Genomic DNA, 18,383 nt, shown 5'->3' with positions numbered 1-18,383 from the left:
AGCCCGGACCGCGTCGATGTCCGTGACGGAGGGACGCGCCGGGCTTCGAGCGGTTCACAGTCCCAGTGCCAGCCGGTGGTACGCCTGGTTCCAGCGGAGATCGCGCCGGAACTGCTTCGGGGTGGTGGTTTTGTCGATGAGCGCGAGTTCCATGCGGAGCATCTCCGCCAGGTCGTCGAGGTGGTCGGAGGTGAGGGCGGTGCTGAGGACGGTGTGGTGCGGTCCTCCGGCCGTCAGCCAGGATTCGGTGGAGGTCCGCAGGTCGGGGCTGGGCCGCCAGACAGCGCGGGCGACGGGCAGGGCGGGCAGCGGGTGAGGGGGTACCACCAGGTCGATGTCATTGGCGATCAGGCGGAAGCGGTCGCCGAGGTCGGCGAGCCCTACCACCACGGCCGGGCCGGGGGCCGCGTCGAACACCAGGCGCACCGGGTCCTCCCTCCCGCCGATGCCGAGGGGGTGGATCTCACAGCTGGGCCTGGCGGTCGCGATGGTGGGGCAGACTTCCAGCATGTGCGCGCCGAGGATGAGCTCGTTGCCGGGTGTCATGTCGTAGGTGTAGTCCTCCATGAAGGAGGTGCCGCCCGGGAGTCCGGTGGCGGCCACCTTGAGGGCGCGCAGCAGGGTGGCGGTCTTCCAGTCGCCCTCTCCTCCGAAGCCGTATCCCTGGCCCATGAGCCGCTGGACCGCCAGGCCGGGCAGCTGGCGCAGTCCGCCCAGGTCCTCGAAGTTGGTGGTGAAGGCCCCGAAGCCGCCCGTTTCGAGGAAGGTGCGCAGGCCGGCTTCGATGCGGGCCGCGTAACGCAGCGAGTCGTGCCGTTCGCCGCCCGGTCGCAGTTGCGGCGCCAGGCGGTACAGGTCCGCGTACTCCTCGACGAGGGAAGCCGCCTCGCTCTCGTCCGCGCTGTCGACGACCTCCACCAGGTCGTTGACGCCGTAGGTGTTGACGGATACGCCGAAGCGCAGCTGGGCCTCGACCTTGTCGCCCTCCGTGACGGCCACGTCGCGCATGTTGTCGCCGAAGCGGGCGACCTTGAGGGTGGCCAGTTCGGACCGCGCGGCGGCCGCCCGCGCCCAGATCGCGACGCGTGCGGTCGTCACCGGATCGGTGACGTGGCCGGCCACGGTCTTGCGGGGGACGCCGAGACGGGCCTGGATGTGGCCGAACTCGCGGTCCCCGTGGGCGGCTTGGTTGAGGTTCATGAAGTCCATGTCGATGGTGTCCCAGGGCAGGGCCACGTTCGACTGGGTGTGGAGATGCAGCAACGGCTTGCGCAGCGCGTCCAGTCCGGCGATCCACATCTTGGCCGGCGAGAAGGTGTGCATCCAGGCGATGAGCCCGATGCACCGGTCTTCGGCGTTCGCGTCGAGGCACACTCGGCGGATGGCATCGGCGTCGGTCAGTACCGGCTTCCACACGACACGTGCGGGAATGCCGGGGACGTCGGCCAGGGTGGTGGCGATCTGCCGCGACTGTTCGGCGACCTGCTTCAGGGTCGCCTCCCCGTACAGGCCTTGGCTGCCCGTGAGGAACCAGATTTCCTGGGCGGGAGATGTTCGGCTGGGCACATGGACTCCTGAAGGTGACGTCCCGCAACGGTGGTGAGGGCGGCGGGCGGGTGGGGAAGGGGGTAGGAACAGCGGGGCGGGGTCAGCCCCCGGTGTGGGTCGTGTCGCGGATTTTCCTCAGGCGGTGCAGCAGGCCACCGGTACCGAAGTGGTCGTGCAGGAGCTGGTATTCGGCGAAGAGGACGTCGTAGGCGTCGGCCCGGGAGGGGTCGGGCGTGTGGACGGCGGGCAGACGGCGGCCCATGGCGGCGGTGGCCGTGCGTACGTCCGCGTGCGCGCCGGCGGCTACGGCGGCGTGGATGGCCGACCCGAGGGCGGGGCCCTGGTCGGACGCGGCCAGGGAGACGGGGCGGCGCAGCACGTCGGAGTAGATCTGCATCAGCAGTTCGTTCTTGGCCAGTCCGCCGGCGACGATGAACTCGTGCACCGGTACGCCGCCCGCCTCCAGGGCCTCCACGATGACGCGGGTGCCGAACGCGGTGGCTTCGAGCAGCGCGCGGTAGACGTCCTCGGGACGGGTCGCGAGGGTGAGGCCCACGATGACTCCGGAGAGGTGGTGGTCGACGAGGACCGAACGGTTGCCGTTCAGCCAGTCGAGGGCGACCAGTCCGTGTCCGCCGACCGGCTGGCCGGCGGCTTTCCGGGTCAGCAGGGTGTGCAGGTCCTCGCCGCGGTCGGCGGCCTCGGTGAGGTAGTCCGACGGGACGCCTTGGTCCAGTACCCAGGCGAAGACGTCGCCGACCGCGCTCTGGCCGGCCTCGTAGCCGTAGGTGCCCTCGACGATCCCACCGGCCACGACACCGCAGATGCCGGGGACGTCGGCGAGGACGGGGGCGTTCACGACGTGGCAGGTGGAGGTCCCCATGATGGCGAGCAGCTGACCGTCCTCGACGGCCTGGGCCGCCGCCGCGGTGACATGGGCGTCGACGTTGCCCGCGGCCACGGCGATGCCGGGCCGCAGCCCTGTCCACGCTGCCGCCTCGGTACTGAGCGAGCCCACTCGTGAGCCCAGCGCGGAGAGGGGGAATGCGAGGCGGGTGCGTGCGAAGTCGGCGAACCGGGGGTTCAGCGCGGCCAGGTACTCCTCGCTCGGGTAGGCGCCGTCCTGGTGGATGCCCTTGTAGCCGGCCGTGCAGGCGTTGCGGGACTCGGTTCCGGTGAGCTGCCACACGATCCAGTCGGCGGCCTCGATCCACCGTGCGCAGGTTTCGTAGACGAGCGGATCCTCCTCCAGGACCTGGAGGGCCTTCGCGAACTGCCACTCGGCGGAGATCCGGCCGCCGTAGCGGGCGATCCATTTCTCCCCGCGGGCGTGGGCGAGTTCGTTGATGCGGTCGGCATGCGATTGGGCGGCGTGGTGCTTCCAGAGCTTGGGCCACGCGTGCGGCCGTCCGGCGAGCTCGGTCTCGGCGAGGGGGGTCCCGTCGGCCAGCGTGGGCAGGACGGTGCAGGCGGTGAAGTCGGTGGCGATGCCGATCACCGCGGCGGGATCGATCCCGGCCGCCGCCACGGCCTGCGGGACGGCGTGACGCAGTACGTCCCGCCAGTCCTGGGGGTGTTGCAGGGCCCAGTCCGGAGGCAGTGGCGCACCGCCGTGCGGCAGGTGCCGGTCGATGACTCCGTGCCGGTAGGCGTGGACCGCGGCGGCCAGCTCCTCACCGTCGCGAACCCGCACCACCACGGCGCGGCCCGACAGCGTGCCGAAGTCGACGCCGACCGTGTACTGCTCCGATTCCTCGGAATGCGGGGTGGGCGCGAGGGGATGGGGTGAGGTCAACAGAGTGCCTTTCGAAGGAGCCGTGAGGCGGCAGGAGGCCCGGCAGACGGCCCGGCAGGAGGCCCGGCAGGAGGCGTTGCCGCCCGCGATCCTGGCGGTCGGCCGGGTGGTCCGATGCCCGCCATTGTGAGCGCTAACAATGTCGATGGGCAAGGGGTCTGCGTGGATCACGTGTGAGCTCCATCGGCACGGTTGCCTCCGTATACGGCGGCCCGGATTGATCTGCCGTCGATGTGGCACGGGTTGAGCCTTCAATCCAGGTGGTGGGACCGATGGCCTCGTGAACGGATGGGGGTCCGCCTCGTTGCCGCACCCGAGGTGGTAACGGGGAGGTAACGTGCGCAAGGGGGTTGAGAACCTGGCTTGTTAGCGCTCACAATGCCACGGTGCCCCCTCTCAAGGGGGTCCCTCTCCCGCCGACCCGGACGCGGCCACCCCCGGCCGTCGTGCACCGCGCGGCACTCCTGGGGCTCCTGGTGGGCAAAGCCCGGCCCCGGCCGTGCGGCGCCTCTTCCCGTACCCCCTGAAAGGACACTCGACATGGCTCGCAGAGCAGTTCTCGTCCTCACTGCCGCCCTTCTCGCCTCCTCGTCGACCGCCTGCTCGACCAGCAGCCCCGCCTCCAGCTCCCCCTCCGAAGCCAAGGCGGGATCCGGCAAGACGATCACGCTCGGCTTCGCCCAGGTCGGCGCCGAGAGCGGTTGGCGCACCGCCAACACCAAGTCCGTCCAGGAGGCGGCGAAGAAGGCCGGGATCACCCTCAAGTTCTCCGACGCGCAGCAGAAGCAGGAGAACCAGATCAAGGCGATCCGCAACTTCATCCAGCAGAAGGTCGACGTCATCGCCTTCTCGCCGGTCGTGGAGTCCGGTTGGGACACGGTGCTGAAGGAGGCCAAGGACGCGGGCATCCCGGTCATCCTCACCGACCGCGCTGTGGACACCAAGGACACCTCCCTCTACAAGACCTTCCTGGGCTCGGACTTCGTCAAGGAGGGCAAGTCCGCGGGGGAGTGGCTGACCGCCGCCTATGCGAACGAGCAGGGCCCGGTCAACATCGTCGAGCTCCAGGGCACCACGGGCTCCGCACCCGCCAACGACCGCAAGGCCGGCTTCGCCGACGCCATCCGCGCCGACGGCAAGTTCAAGATCGTCGCCTCGCAGACGGGCGACTTCACCCGCGCCAAGGGCAAGGAGGTCATGCAGGCGTTCCTGAAGTCCCAGAAGGACATCGACGTCCTCTACGCCCACAACGACGACATGGCCCTCGGCGCCATCCAGGCCATCGAGGAGTCCGGCAAGAAGCCCGGTACGGACATCAAGGTGATCTCGGTGGACGGGATCAAGGACGCCTTCGTCGCGATGACCGAGGGCAAGATCAACGTCGTGGTGGAGTGCAACCCGATGCTCGGTGACCAGCTGATGGAGCTGACCAAGAAGGTCGCGGCAGGAGAAGACGTGCCGCCTCGCATCGAGACCCAGGAGGGTGTCTTCCCGCAGGACAAGGCCGCGGCCGCGCTGCCGTCCCGGAACTACTGAAACAGCAGGTTCCGGTGCGAGAGGAGGCCCGGCCTCGGTGCCTCCTCCACCGTCGGCAGCCCGCTCCACCACCCCACCCATGAGAGGAGGGCGGATGGCATCCCCGTCCACCACCCCGCGGCCCACGGACGCGGGCGGCCCGCGGCCCGTCCTGGAAGCCCAGGGCATCCGCAAGCAGTTCCCGGGCGTGCTCGCCCTCGACGGAGTCGCCCTGCGGCTCTTCCCCGGTGAGGTGCACGCCCTGATGGGCGAGAACGGTGCCGGAAAGTCCACCTTGATCAAGGTGCTCACCGGTGTCCACCCCGCCGACGGCGGCACCCTCGTGGTCGACGGCCGGCCCCACGCGTTCGCGGACCCCCTCCAGGCGCAGCAGGCCGGAATCAGCACCGTCTACCAGGAGGTGAACCTCTGCCCGAACATCTCGGTCGCCGAGAACATCCTCATCGGGCGCGAACCGCGCCGGTTCGGTCTCATCCACTGGTCCGCGATGCGGCAGCGGGCGGCCGAGCTGCTGACGGAACTGGACCTCGACCTGGACGTCACCAGTCTGCTCGATTCGCATTCCCTGGCGGTACAGCAACTGGTCGCCATCGTCCGGGCGGTGGACGTCTCGGCGAAGGTGCTCGTGCTGGACGAACCCACCTCCAGCCTGGACCGCGAGGAGGTCGCCCAGCTCTTCACACTGGTGCGCCGCCTGAGGGACCGCGGTGTGGCCATCCTGTTCGTCACGCACTTCATCGACCAGGTATTCGACCTCTGCGACCGCGTCACCGTCCTGCGCAACGGCCAACTGGAAGGCGAGTACCCCATCGGGGAACTGACGCCGGTGACACTGGTACAGCGCATGATCGGAGGGGAACTGGCGACCCTCGACCAGCTGTCCGGCCGTTCCCACGAGGGAGCGGCCGTACGGGCGGCCGGCGTGCCGTTCCTCCGGGCACGGCAGCTGACCCGCACGGGCTCGATCGAACCGTACGACCTCGACATCCACGCCGGCGAGGTCATCGGACTGGCGGGCCTCCTGGGTTCGGGCCGCACCGAGGTGGCGCGCCTCCTGTTCGGAGCGGACGGCGCGGACGCCGGGGAAGTGAGCATCGAGGGCGAGAAGGTGGTCCTGCGCACCCCCCGCCACGCCATCGCCCGGGGCATCGCGTTCTGCTCCGAGAACCGCAAGTCCGAGGGGCTGGTGGGCGAGCTCACGGTCCGCGAGAACATCATCCTCGCCCTGCAGGCCGCCCGCGGCTGGACCAGGCCGCTGGCCCGTGCGACGCAGGACGAACTGGCGCGGCACTGGATCGAAGCCCTGGACATCCGCCCCGCCGACCCCGAAGCACAGGTACGCCACCTCAGCGGAGGCAACCAGCAGAAGGTCCTGCTCGCCCGTTGGCTGCTGACCGCCCCCCGGCTCCTGATCCTCGACGAACCCACCCGGGGCATCGACATCGGGGCCAAGGCGGAGATCCAGAAACTCGTGGCCCGCCTGGCGGGCGAAGGCACCTCCGTGCTGTTCATCTCGGCGGAACTCGAAGAGGTCCTGCGCCTGAGCCACCGCATCGCCGTGCTCCGCGACCACCGCATGGTGGCCACCCTCGCGAACGACGACACCGTCACGCCCGAACGCCTCCTCACGACCATCGCCACCGGAACGGACTCATGACCACCCAGCCCGCCAAGTCCGAGGCGGCCGGCGGAGTCGGGAGACGGCCGGCCGGCCACCGCCTGCTGTGGCCCGCGCTCATCCTGCTCGCCCTGCTCCTCGGCAACCTCGCGTTCCACCACGACTTCTTCTCCGTCCGCGTACGAGACGGCCACCTCTACGGCAGTCTCATCGACATCCTGCAGTTCGGTGCACCCCTCATCCTGGTGGCGCTCGGCATGACGCTGGTCATCGCCACCCGCGGGATCGACCTCTCGGTGGGTTCCACCGTCGCCATCGCCGGCGCCCTCGCCTGCGGGCACATCTCCACCGCCGCTCGTCCCGGCAGTGTCGCCACCATGCTCACGGCCGTCGCCCTCGCGCTCGGCGTCGCCCTCGCGCTGGGCCTGGCCAACGGCTTCCTGGTGTCCGGGCTCGGGGTGCAGCCCATCGTGGCCACCCTGATCCTCATGGTCGCGGGCCGCGGTGTCGCCCAGCTGATCACCGACGGCCAGATCATCACGGTGACCAGCGCCCCCTACAAGATGATCGGAGGCGGCTACTGGCTGACCTTCCCGTTCGCCGTCCTCCTGGCAGCCGGCCTCGTCGCGCTCACGGCCTTCGTCACCCGTCGCAGCGCACTCGGCATGCTGATCGAGTCCGTCGGCGGCAACCCCGCGGCCAGCCGCCTGGTCGGCATCCGGGCCGGCGGCCTGCTCGCCCTGGTCTACGTCGTCAGCGCGTTGTGCGCCGCCGTCGCCGGGCTGATGATCAGCTCCAACGTCTCCAGCGCCGACGGCAACAACGCCGGCCTGTGGATCGAACTCGACGCGATCCTCGCGGTCGTCGTCGGAGGCACCGCCCTGACCGGAGGACGCTTCTCCGTCGGCGGCACCGTCCTGGGAGCCCTGATCATCCAGACCCTGTCCACCACCGTCTACACCCTCGGTGTCCCACCCGAGACCAGCCTCGTCTTCAAGGCCTTCGTCGTCATCGTCGTCTGCCTCGTGCAGTCCCCGGTCTTCCGGGCCAAGGTCCTGCGTCGCCGCAGGACGACCACTCCCCGATCCCACACCACGGCGGGCGCCGCCCCGCAGCAGCAGGAGGCAGGCGCATGAGTACCGGCATCGCGAGCGCCGCCGCGCAACTCACCCGTCCCTTCGCGGCCGTGTCCCCGCGCACCCGCACCCGCATCCCACTGATCGTCACGGCCCTCCTGCTGGTCGTCATGTTCAGCGTCGGATCGGTGCGCTACGAGGGCTTCCTCTCCGCGCAAGTCGTACTGAACCTGCTGATCGACAACGGATTCCTCCTGGTCGTCGCGGTCGGAGCGACCTTCGTCATCCTCACCGGCGGCATCGATCTGTCCGTCGGCTCCATGGTGGCCCTGTCGACCATGCTCACCGCCTGGCTGGTCGAGTCGCACGGCTGGTCCCTGGCCACCGTCATCCCCCTCGTCCTGCTGGTCGGCGCCGCGAGCGGGACGCTCATGGGCTGGATCATCCACACCTTCGAGATCCAGCCGTTCATCGTCACCCTGGCCGGCATGTTCCTCGCCCGCGGGCTCTGCTACACGATCAGCACCGAATCCATCACGATCAGCGACCCCACCACGGCAGGAATCGCGCAGACCCGGCTGTACGGCCCGGGGGGCCTGTTCGTCTCGGTCCCGGTGGTCATCGCCCTGGCCGTGCTGGTGATCGCCTTCGTCGTGCTACACCACACGCGCTTCGGCCGCAACGTGTACGCGCTGGGCGGCAACGAGTCCTCCGCACGCCTGATGGGTCTTCCGGCGGGCTCCACCAAGATCGCCGTATACGCCGTCAGCGGCCTGTGCTCCGCACTCGGCGGTCTGCTGCTGACCTTCTACATGCTCTCCGGCTACGCCCTCCATGCCATGGGCATGGAACTCGACGCGATCGCCGCCACCGTGATCGGCGGCACGCTGCTGACCGGCGGTTCCGGCTTCGTCCTGGGCACCGCCGTCGGCGTGCTCGTCCTCGGCATGATCCAGACGGTCGTCAACTTCCAGGGCACGCTCAGCTCCTGGTGGACCCGGATCGTCATCGGCGCACTGCTGCTCGTGTTCATCGTGCTGCAACGTCTGATGAGCGGCCGTCGCCCCGCCGCCGACTGACTCCGGCACCGCAGCCCATCAGCCCGTGCCACCGCGTTCGCACGCCGCGATCACAGCTCGCTTCCCGGCGCGCCCTGCGGTGGACCGACTTCCAGGAATACCGTCATGAAACACGCATACGAATCTGTCGACCAGGCCGCCGAGCCCGGGCAGACTGCCGCCTGTCCGCGGACGGTCCGCCCCCTGCGTCTGGACGATGACGGACCTGGGGAGAGGTGGCGGTTCGGCTTCCCCGGCCGGGCCTGCGCGGAGGTCCACACGCGCGGCGCCCGCCTCCATTCCCTGATCCTGCCGGACCGCTGGGGCCACACCGCCGATGTCGTGCTCGCCGCCCGCGCCCCCGGCGCCTGCGAGGGCTCCGCACGCTACTTCGGCGCGACGGTGGGCCGTTACGCCAACAGGATCGCGCGCGGCCGGCTCGTCGTCGACGGCGTCACCCACCGGATCGCCACCCAGGAGACCGGGCACACGCTGCACGGCGGTCCCGACGGGTTCGACCAGCGCGTGTGGCGGTGCGAACCCTTCCACTCCGCGCACCGCACCGGTGTCCGTCTGTTCTTGCACAGCCCCGACGGCGACCAGGGGTTCCCCGGCGCCCTCAACGTCCGCGTCACCTACACGCTGGACCAGCATGACAACCTGACCCTGTCGTACCAGGCGGTCGCCGACGCGCCGACGATCGTCAACCTGACCAACCACGCCTACTGGAACCTCGAAGGAGAGGGGCGCGGCAACGTCCTGGCCCACCATCTCCAGGTCGAGGCCCCCCTCTACACCCCCGTCGACGCCCAGCTGATCCCCGACGGCCCTCACCGCTCGGTCAGCGGCACCCCGTTCGACCTGCGCCGGAGCCGGCGGCTCTCCGACGTGCTGACCCATACGGATACGCAACTGGCCCTCGCCGGTGGCGGCTTCGACCACAACTGGGTCCTCGACGGCGCCCCGCGAACCCGTCCTCGCAAGGCCGCCGTGTTGTACGCCCCCGCATCCGGCCGCCGCATGGACGTGCTCACCACGGAACCGGGCATCCAGGTCTACACCGCCCAGGGCCTGACCGGTGACATCACGGGCAAGGGAGGCAGGCCCTACCAGGCCTACGCGGGGGTCGCGCTGGAAACCCAGCACTTCCCGGACTCACCGAACCGCCCCGACTACCCGACGGTCCTCCTGCGCCCGGGCGAGCTGTACCGGTCCACCACGATCCACAGTTTCACCACGGTCAGCGCCTGAGGGGGGCGGCGCCGGCCATCGCCGCTGTCCGGTGCCCTTGCGGCACCGGACAGCGGGTTCCGTGCCCGCGGCGCCTTTCCCCGTACGAGGTGCCCTCGGGGCCCGGCTCCGCGTGGGAGGGGCCTACGGCCGGGCGGGTGGGTGTCATGTGCCGGGGGGAGCGATCCTGCGGGCCGTGCTGGCGCGCACGATGAGCTCCGGCGCCACCACCAGGTGCGTCGACTCGTCGGTCCGGCCTTCGATGTGGTCCAGGAGCAGCCCGATGCTGTCGCGGCCGATCGAGGCGAAGTCCTGACGGATCGTCGTCAGCGGGGGCGGGAAGAACTCGGCCTCGGGGATGTCGTCGAAGCCGGCGACCGCCACGTCCTCCGGCGTGTGCAGGCCCGCCTCCCGCAAGGCCCGTAGGACACCGAGGGCCATCTGGTCGTTCGCGACGAACACCGCGGTGAGGCCCGTTCCCCGCCCTCGCGACGTCCGGAACCGACCCGCGAGCTGCTGGCCGGCCTGGTATCCCGACAGCGGACTCCAGTCGCCGCGCAGCACGGGCGGCACCTCGGCGCCGGCATCTCGTAGCGCGTCCTCCCAACCCTGGGTGCGGGCCTCGCTCTCGAGCCAGTCGGGAGGGCCTGCGACATGCCACACGGTGGCGTGGCCCGAGGCGAGAAGATGCTCCGTGATCATGCGAGCGCCGAGGCTCTGGTCCAGCGACACCCCCGGCAGGTCTAGGGTGTGGCCGCCTTCCACGGTGACCACCGGGCACGGTGCTTCCAATGCCGCCAGGGCCCTCACCGCGGCGCGTTGGGGAGTGACGGCGACGATCCCCTCCACGCCCCACCCGGCGAGGTGCTGCATGGCTTCGGCGAGGGCCGTCTGCGTGGCTGTCCGGAGCGTGACGGCAGACGTCAGATAGCCGCGGTCCCGAGCCGCCTCCTGAACTCCCGCCACGGTGCTGGCGGGACCGTGCAGAGTGGTGTTCACCGCGATGACGCCCAGCGTGTGGGTCCGGCGAGTGGCCAGGGCCCGGGCCGCCGAGTTGCGGCGGTACCCCAGCTGCTCGATGACTTGTGTCACGGCGGCCCGGGTCTTGGCGCTGACGTTCGGGTGGTCGCTGAGCACCCGCGAAACGGTCTGATGGGACACGCCGGCAACACGTGCGACGTCCGTCATGGTGGGCGCTCGCGAGACGTCTGGGAGCTGGGTCAAGTCTCTTCCTTTCCTCATCGAGCGGCCTTCCCTCAAGGTACCGAATCAGCCACGGCCCGCACACATCTCGGACCAACCGGGAGTTTGTCGATCAGGTATCGATGTTGGCGTTCACATTATGCAGCGTTGGTCGCATGGTACGGGCAGGAATTTTCTCGCAACCTCTTGAGATTACCGCTTGTTAGCGTTAACAATTCGGTCGGGGTGGCTGGGTGAGTGGGAGAGCTGCGACAGCGCAGCCGCGATGCCTGGTGCGGCCCCCGGTCAGTCCAGCCCGCTCATGCGCGACTGCCGGGCCGGCGGGACGCCGGTCCAGAGAAACCGCCGCGCATGTCAGACAGACGGTGAGAGCGTAGTGAGCGAGACCATTCTCAAGGACCTCCGTCGCGAGGTCCTCGCGGCCAACCTGCGCATCCCGGAAGCCGGTCTGGCCACCCTCACCTGGGGAAACGTCAGTGGCGTGGATCGAGACGCCGGCGTCTTCGTCATCAAGCCGTCCGGGGTCTCCTATGCCGACCTCACCGAGGAGGACCTGGTGGTGGTGGCGCTGGAGGACGGACGGGTCGTCGGTGGACACCTCAGGCCGTCCACCGACACCGAGACCCACCGGTGCCTCTACCGGGCCTTCCCCTCCATCGGCGGCGTCACCCACACGCACTCGGCGCACGCCGTCGCCTTCGCCCAGGCGCGCCGCCCGATCCCCGTGCTCGGCACCACACACGCCGATACCTTCAACGGGCCCGTCCCCGTGACGGCGGACCTCACCGCCGAGCAGTGCGCGCAGGACTACGAGTACAACACCGGCCAGGTGATCGTTGCCCGGCTCGACGGCGACCCCCGTCGGGCCGACGAGGTTCCCGGAGCGCTCGTCTCACGGCACGGCCCCTTCACCTGGGGCGCCACCGCGACTGCTGCGCTGGAGAACGCCATCGTCTGCGAGGCCGTGGCGGAGATGGCGCTGCACACGCTGGCGCTGGGCTCCCGCCTCGGAGACACCTCCGAACCGCCGAGGCATCTGCTGGAGCGGCACTTCACCCGCAAGCACGGACCGGACGCCTATTACGGCAACGCCCCTCACCCCCCGGGTGTCTGAGGCCGCGCACCGCCGCGCGACGCGGCGAACTGCGGCGGGCCGCCGGCGACCTGCGGCGCCAGTGGGGGAGGGGCCTCAGATCACCGCGCAGTACTGTCGCACGCAGGGCGTGACCTCGACCCGCTGGGTGGACGGCCTCATGGTCGCCGATGCCGCGGTGCCGGCCGAGTGTGACCACTGCACTCCGGCAGCTGGCCCGCCCTCGTCACCCGCCGCGGCGGGGCGGGCCGGATCACCTGCATCGGCCCTGTGGCGGGGCGCGACCTTGCCCGGGAGCTGGGCGTCCGGCCGGCGCCGACTGACCGGCGCCGAAGCTCCGCAGCGGCAGGCGCGACCTGCCCGCGTCCGTCACCGCGGCGACCGGTACCGTCCCGGGCGGACGCCGCGTCCATGTGGGGCACGACTGGAGCCGGCAGTCCGTCGATATCCAGGCAGGCCGGTCAACTACCGCTTCATGCAGGTGCCTTGACGGGTTCGTCAGGTGCCTGGCTTGATTGGGAGCGCTCCCACTCTGCCCCTCATCCACCGAGGAAGGCTTCACCGTGCCTCCTGTCACCTCCGCCCGCGGCGTGCCACGTCGCGCGGCCGCCGTGCTCGCCGGCTTCGCGCTGGCGGTCGGCGGCCTGTCCGCGACCGCCCTGACCGTTCCGGTCGCGGCTGCCGCCACCGTGGCCGCCGCTGCAGACACGCCCGTCCGGGTCAACCAGCTCGGCTACCTGCCCGACGGCCCCAAGCGGGCCACCGTGGCCAGCTCCGCGACCGCCCCGCTCGCCTGGCAACTGCGCGACGCCTCCGGCGTGGTGGCCGCCTCGGGCGCCACCACGGTACGTGGGGCCGACCAGGCGTCCGGCCAGTCCACGCACCTGGTGGACTTCGGCGCGTACACCGGCGCCGGCACCGGCTTCACCCTGGTCGTCGACGGCCGGACCAGCCACCCCTTCGACATCTCCGCGTCGCTGTACGACGGACTGCGCGCCGACAGCATGTCGTTCTTCTACCAGCAGCGCAGCGGCATCGCGATCGACGCCGCCCTGGCGGGCGGCAGCGCCTACGCCCGCCCCGCCGGGCACCTGGGCGTCGCCCCGAACAAGGGTGACACCGGCGTCCCCTGCCAGACCGGGGTGTGCGACTACCAACTGGACGTGCGCGGCGGCTGGTACGACGCGGGCGACCAGGGCAAGTACGTGGTCAACGGCGGCATCTCCGTCTGGGAGATGGTCAACTCCTTCGAGCGGGCCCGTCGTTCGGGCGGCGACGCGGCCCTCGGCGATGCGACGCTGCGGGTGCCGGAGCGTGGCAACGGCACGCCGGACGTGCTGGACGAGGCTCGCTGGGAACTGGAGTTCCTGCTGCGGATGCAGGTTCCGGCCGGGAAGCCGATGGCCGGGATGGCCTTCCACAAGGTGCACGACGCCAAGTGGACTGCCCTGCCGACCCGGCCCGAACTCGATTCCGAGCAGCGTGAGTTGCACAAGCCGTCGACCGCCGCGACGCTGAACCTGGCGGCCTCGGCCGCGCAGTGTGCCCGGGTGTACGCGTCGTACGACGCCGCGTTCTCCGCGCGCTGCCTGGACGCGGCCCGCCGCGCCTGGACGGCCGCCAAGGCCAACCCGAACGTGCTCGCCCAGGCGAGCGACAATACCGGCGGCGGTGCGTACGAGGACGCCGACGTCTCCGACGAGTTCTACTGGGCGGCGGCGGAACTCCTGGCCACCACCGGCGAGTCTCAGTACCGGGACGCCGTCACCTCCTCCCCGCACCACACCAAGCCCGTCGACGCGTTCTGGTGGGGCGGCACCGCGACGCTCGGCCGAATCACCCTCGCCACCGTCCCCGGCGTGTCCCTGCCCGCCGACGACGTGGCCAGGCTGCGCGGCCTGCTGACCACGGCCGCCGATGGCCACCTGTCCACCATGGCCGGACAGGGCTACGCGGTGCCGCTCCCCGCCACCGGGTACGTGTGGGGCTCCAACAGCTCCGTCACCAACAACGCGATGGTGCTGGCCGTCGCGTACGAGCTCACCGGTCAACAACGCTACCGGGCCGGGGCATTGGAGTCCTTGGACTACCTGCTCGGCCGCAACGCGCTCGACCTCTCCTACGTCACCGGCTACGGCGACCGCTACTCCGAGAACCAGCACCACCGGTTCTGGGCGCACCAGAACGACGCCTCACTGCCGCACCCGCCGGCCGGTTCCTTCGCGGGCGGGCCGAACGCCGGGCTGGAGGACCCGGTGGCCAAGGAGAAGCTCGTGGGCTGCGCACCGGCGGCCTGCTACGTGGACGACATCGGCTCGTACTCCACCAACGAGGTGGCCATCAACTGGAACGCCTCGCTGGCCTGGCTGGCGGCCTTCGCGGCTGAGCGGCGCGGCGCCCCCGCGGCGCCGGTGGTCCGGGTGGCACCGGCGGCCGTGACGGTCCCGGAGGGCGGCTCGGCGCCGGTGGGCGTGCGGCTCTCGGCCGCGCCCGCGCAGAACGTGACGGTGACGGTGGCCCGGAACTCCGGCGACGAGGACCTGTCGGCAGCCGCGACCCTGGTGTTCACCCCGGCCGACTGGGCGACGACGCAGCAGGTTTCGGTCCTCGCCGCGCAGGACGCCGACGCGTCGCCGGGCAGCGCGACGTTCACGGTCGGTGGTCCTGGCGTGCAGTCGGCGACGTTCACGGCGACGGAAGCGGACGACGACGCGTCGGCGGGCTCCTGCACGGTGGCGTACCGGATCGACAACGCCTGGGGCAACGGTTTCACCGCGACGGTGACCGTGAGGAACACCGGAACCTCGGCGATCTCCGGCTGGACCCTCGGCTGGAGCTTCGCGGGTGATCAGCGGATCAGCAACGGCTGGAACGCCACGGTGAGCCAGTCGGGCAGCACGGTCACCGCCCGTGACGCCGGATGGAACGGCACGCTGGAGCCCGGCGGCAGCGTGGGCTTCGGCTTCCAGGCGACGTATTCGGGTACCAACGCCATCCCGGCGCGCTACACGCTCAACGGTGCACTCTGTTCCTGAGCGATCACCACGACTCGCCCGCCCGCCGCACCTGGAACTCTGGTGCGGCGGGCTGCTCGGTGGGCTCGGCCCTGCTGGAGGGGAGCCAGGGTGAACGCGAAGGACACCGGGCCGAGTTCGAGCCGCTGCTGAGGCGGGACACCGGGTCCCACGGCGGCGGTGCCGAGGCCCTGGACGGCGTGGTCGGTGTGGAGGTGGATCAGCGGGCCGGAACGAGATCGCTGCGGTGCCGTGCGGCGTCGAGCTGTTGGTCGGCCCAGAGGCGCGCGACGAAATGAAACGGTTCTTCGCCCGCGACGCGCAGTCCGTTGCCGGCTCCGTCGGTGAAGCGAACTCGGTCGGCAGGCGGCTGCCGTAGGTGACGCCCAGCTCGTGGCCGTTGAGCCAGACCCGGGCGCAGGGCAGGTGAGAACCGGAAACGCCCAGTACCCGTTGAGGTCGATTCTGGGGGTATCGGAGTCCAGGGCCGCGCGCGGCGCTGCCCTGCCGTCGCCAGGTGCGTAGTCCTCGAAATGGCGTGCGGACATGCGGAATCCGTCGGCGGCCGTAGGTGATGCGCGCGACCGCACTGTCGAAGGTGTCTTGCAGGAAGCGCTGCCGTCGATGGACGACGACGGAGTGGAGCCAGGATGATCCTGGCTCCACTCCATGGTGCGGGCGTGTCACTGGAACTGTGCGAAGAACCTCCAGGTCTCTCCCTTGGTCCAGGTAGGGACACCGCTCTCGTTGGGGGAGCCGTCGCCCGGACCGGGCAAGTGGCCTCCGTCGAACGCGGCCCATTGGACCGGGTACCCGGCACGGCGGCCCGAGTAGGTGGTGGTGATGTGCGTCCGGCTGCCCGGCGCGGGCTCGCGCGGGCTCTGGGGAGTGCAGCCGTTGTTGCTGACGGACCTGTCGCGCAGGGACCGTCCTTGCGCGATGGCGAGAACGGAGCCGCTGACGCCGTGGATTCCGAAGGAGGCGATGGGCTGGGTGCCGCCCCTGCACCCGCTGATCTCGCCGCCGGAGATGACCGCGACAGCCCTGAAGGGGTTCGCCCGGGTGCATGCGAGTGCGTAGCTCATACCGCCGCCCCAGGCGGCGTCCTCACCGCCCGAATTGGCCCAGCCGCTGTCGAGGCTCTGGGGGCGACGAGGATTGCGCTGTTGTTCGATCGTTCTTGTCGGCCGCAGTGGGACCAGGCGTTCCCGCTCGTTCCGCCCAAGGCGACGTCGCCGGCGGTCGAGGCGGCCTGCACCTCGACGGCCTTGCCGCTGTTGCGATGGACCAGGACGTACCAGGCATTGCTGTCCACCGTCGCCGCCTCGGCGGGCGCCGGCCTCACCGCGAAGAGCATGCCGATCGCGAGCGTCGCCGCCACCACGGCGGCCAACCGGGACCACCAGCGATTCCTGTGTGGAGGGGCCGGGGGAAGCCGCACCGTAGGTATCCATCGGTTCACCCCTTCACCGTGGCGGGTCGTCAGGTGCGGCGCCAGAGCTGGTTGCTGCCGCTCGAGCAGGAGTAGAGCTGGATCAGGGTGCCGTTGGCGGTGCCGTTGCCGACGGCGTCCAGGCAGAGTCCGGACTGGACTCCGACGACGGTTCCGTCGGAGTTGAGGCGCCACTTCTGGTTGTCGCCGCCCCAGCAGCTGTAGATCTGGACTTTGGCGCCGTTGCCGGTGCCGGCGGCGTCCAGGCACTTGTTGCCGTAGACCTTGAGCTCGCCCTCGGAGGTGTACGACCACTGCTGGTTGGCGCGGTTGTTGCAGTCCCACAGGTTGAGCTGGGTGCCGTCGGTGGTGCTGGCACCGGGCACGTCCAGGCAGCGGCCTGAACCGACGCCCTTGATCTGTCCGGCACCGGGCGAGGGCGTCGGAGTGGGGGTGGAGGAGCCGGCGTTGAGTGCGTTGAGCACGGAGGCGTAGGCGGGCTTCTTGCTGCCGTTGCCGTCGAAGAGCAGCGGCGATTGCTCCGATCGCCAGGAGTCGGTGTCGCGCACGCCCCAGACGGTGATGCCGAGGCAGCGCGGGACGGCCAGGCAGTCGTTGGTCACGTTGGCGTAGGTCGTGGCCGAGGCGCCCTGGATGTCGAGTTCGGTGACGGCCACGTCGACGCCGAGTGCGGCGAAGCTCTGCAGGGTGGTGCGGAAGTTGCTGTTGTACGGGCTGTCGTTGTTGAAGTGGGACTGGAAGCCGACGCAGTCGATCGGTACCCCGCGCTGCTTGAAGTCCCGGACCATGGCGTACATCGCCTGGGTCTTGGCCCAGGTCCAGTTCTCCACGTTGTAGTCGTTGTAGCAGAGCTTGGCGGCCGGGTCGGCGGCGCGCGCGGTGCGGAAGGCGACCTCGATCCAGTCGTTGCCGGTGCGCTGCAGGTTGGAGTCGCGCCGGGCCCCCGAACTTCCGTCGGCAAAGGCTTCGTTCACGACGTCCCACTGGACGAGCTTGCCCTTGTAGTGGGCCATCACGCCGTTGATGTGGTTGGTCATCGCCTGGCGCAGCGTGCTGCCGCTGAGGTTCTGCATCCAGCCGGGCTGCTGGGAGTGCCAGGCCAGGGTGTGGCCGCGTACCTGCTTGCCGTTCTGCACGGCCCAGTTGTAGACGCGGTCACCGGCGGCGAAGGTGAACTGGCCCTGCTGAGGTTCGGTGGCGTCGATCTTCATCTCGTTCTCGGGCGTCACCATGTTGAACTCGCGGCCCGCGATCGTCGTGTACGCCGAGTCGCCCAGCCTGCCCGAGGCGACGGCGGTGCCGAAGTAGCGGCCGCTGTGCGCCGCCGCGCCGCCGAGCGTGCTCTCGGCGGCGTGTGAGGTCAGCGGAGCCACCAGCACGGCGGCCGAACCGAGGACGCCGACGAGCAGGGCCGCACGAAGAACACCGATCTTCCGGCGGACGGTGGATGGGGGAATGGCATTTGAGCCCATGAAAGAGCCTCCAGGACAGAAATCACGGAAGGATTGGAGCGCGGCAGAGTGAATCCGCGTGAACGACGCCCGCGTCCATTGGCAAAGGACGCTCACCATCAGGGCGTAGAGATCCAAGGCCGGAACCCGGCACCCGGACACAGACGGGGGCATCGCCTCGGGCCTCAGTCTGGAAACCCCGCCGAAACATGTCAAGAGTTTCGAAAGGATTTCGATAATCCATTCCGCGAGATATCCCAATAGCCGCTTCTCATAGAACGATCCTCATCGAAAGTATTTCGATGAAG

11 protein-coding genes and 1 pseudogene are annotated in these 18,383 nt (G+C 70.1%); 7 read left to right on the top strand and 5 right to left on the bottom strand.

The features are described 5' to 3' along the window. Positions 1-54 precede the first annotated feature (54 nt). Both araA and araB read right to left on the bottom strand, forming a co-directional pair. Positions 55-1,566: an L-arabinose isomerase gene (araA, locus tag K7B10_RS07235; RefSeq protein WP_229335118.1), complete on the bottom strand. Its 1,512-nt coding sequence runs from the start codon at positions 1,564-1,566 to the stop codon at positions 55-57. Between the two features lie 82 nt (positions 1,567-1,648). Further along, positions 1,649-3,343, bottom strand: coding sequence for a ribulokinase (araB, locus tag K7B10_RS07230; RefSeq protein WP_229335117.1), 1,695 nt, complete (start codon positions 3,341-3,343; stop codon positions 1,649-1,651). 540 nt (positions 3,344-3,883) lie between these two features. Here araB and K7B10_RS07225 point away from each other — a divergent pair. From K7B10_RS07225 to K7B10_RS07205, 5 genes are all read left to right on the top strand, one after another. Next, positions 3,884-4,879: an ABC transporter substrate-binding protein gene (locus K7B10_RS07225; RefSeq protein WP_229335116.1), complete on the top strand. Its 996-nt coding sequence runs from the start codon at positions 3,884-3,886 to the stop codon at positions 4,877-4,879. Positions 4,880-4,973: 94 nt separating this feature from the next. Next, the gene (locus K7B10_RS07220; RefSeq protein ID WP_229335115.1) at positions 4,974-6,536 is read left to right on the top strand and encodes a sugar ABC transporter ATP-binding protein; all 1,563 of its coding nucleotides are present in this window, start codon (positions 4,974-4,976) and stop codon (positions 6,534-6,536) included. Next, positions 6,533-7,633: an ABC transporter permease gene (locus tag K7B10_RS07215; RefSeq protein ID WP_229335114.1), complete on the top strand. Its 1,101-nt coding sequence runs from the start codon at positions 6,533-6,535 to the stop codon at positions 7,631-7,633. The genes K7B10_RS07220 and K7B10_RS07215 overlap by 4 nt, the downstream gene beginning before the upstream one ends. Next, positions 7,630-8,652 (top strand): galactofuranose ABC transporter, permease protein YjfF, encoded by a 1,023-nt coding sequence (yjfF, locus tag K7B10_RS07210; RefSeq protein ID WP_229335113.1) that lies wholly within the window; start codon positions 7,630-7,632, stop codon positions 8,650-8,652. Before K7B10_RS07215 ends, yjfF begins: the two co-directional genes overlap by 4 nt. Before the next feature lie 105 nt (positions 8,653-8,757). Beyond that, the gene (locus K7B10_RS07205; protein WP_229335112.1) at positions 8,758-9,882 is read left to right on the top strand and encodes an aldose epimerase family protein; all 1,125 of its coding nucleotides are present in this window, start codon (positions 8,758-8,760) and stop codon (positions 9,880-9,882) included. A gap of 144 nt (positions 9,883-10,026) precedes the next feature. Here the strand turns inward: K7B10_RS07205 and K7B10_RS07200 are convergent, their stop codons facing one another. After that, positions 10,027-11,103, bottom strand: coding sequence for a LacI family DNA-binding transcriptional regulator (locus K7B10_RS07200; RefSeq protein ID WP_372481380.1), 1,077 nt, complete (start codon positions 11,101-11,103; stop codon positions 10,027-10,029). Positions 11,104-11,440: 337 nt separating this feature from the next. Here K7B10_RS07200 and araD point away from each other — a divergent pair, with 337 nt between their 5' ends. After that, positions 11,441-12,178, top strand: coding sequence for an L-ribulose-5-phosphate 4-epimerase AraD (araD, locus tag K7B10_RS07195; RefSeq protein ID WP_229335110.1), 738 nt, complete (start codon positions 11,441-11,443; stop codon positions 12,176-12,178). Positions 12,179-12,720: 542 nt separating this feature from the next. After that, entirely contained in the window at positions 12,721-15,192 is a 2,472-nt protein-coding gene (locus tag K7B10_RS07190) for a glycoside hydrolase family 9 protein (RefSeq protein ID WP_229335109.1), read from the top strand. A 662-nt stretch (positions 15,193-15,854) separates the two neighbouring features. Here K7B10_RS07190 and K7B10_RS07185 read toward each other — a convergent pair. Together K7B10_RS07185 and K7B10_RS07175 are read right to left on the bottom strand one after the other, a co-directional pair. Then, a pseudogene (locus K7B10_RS07185) lies at positions 15,855-16,414 on the bottom strand (alpha/beta hydrolase family protein); the annotation flags it as partial. 239 nt (positions 16,415-16,653) lie between these two features. Then, positions 16,654-18,096 (bottom strand): endo-1,4-beta-xylanase, encoded by a 1,443-nt coding sequence (locus K7B10_RS07175; protein WP_229335106.1) that lies wholly within the window; start codon positions 18,094-18,096, stop codon positions 16,654-16,656. Between the last annotated feature and the right edge of the window lie 287 nt (positions 18,097-18,383).

This window comes from Streptomyces flavotricini (assembly GCF_020639365.1).
Lineage (GTDB): Bacteria > Actinomycetota > Actinomycetes > Streptomycetales > Streptomycetaceae > Streptomyces > Streptomyces flavotricini.
This window is presented reverse-complemented; position numbering and strand designations above follow the sequence as displayed.

What these genes read in the sequence shown, in the direction of transcription:
- K7B10_RS07225 (WP_229335116.1), top strand. Translation starts at nt 3,884, where the DNA reads ATGGCTCGCAGAGCAGTTCTCGTCCTCACTGCCGCCCTTCTCGCCTCC.
- K7B10_RS07175 (WP_229335106.1), bottom strand. Translation starts at nt 18,096, where the DNA reads ATGGGCTCAAATGCCATTCCCCCATCCACCGTCCGCCGGAAGATCGGT.
- K7B10_RS07220 (WP_229335115.1), top strand. Translation starts at nt 4,974, where the DNA reads ATGGCATCCCCGTCCACCACCCCGCGGCCCACGGACGCGGGCGGCCCG.
- yjfF (WP_229335113.1), top strand. Translation starts at nt 7,630, where the DNA reads ATGAGTACCGGCATCGCGAGCGCCGCCGCGCAACTCACCCGTCCCTTC.
- K7B10_RS07215 (WP_229335114.1), top strand. Translation starts at nt 6,533, where the DNA reads ATGACCACCCAGCCCGCCAAGTCCGAGGCGGCCGGCGGAGTCGGGAGA.
- K7B10_RS07205 (WP_229335112.1), top strand. Translation starts at nt 8,758, where the DNA reads ATGAAACACGCATACGAATCTGTCGACCAGGCCGCCGAGCCCGGGCAG.
- K7B10_RS07200 (WP_372481380.1), bottom strand. Translation starts at nt 11,103, where the DNA reads ATGAGGAAAGGAAGAGACTTGACCCAGCTCCCAGACGTCTCGCGAGCG.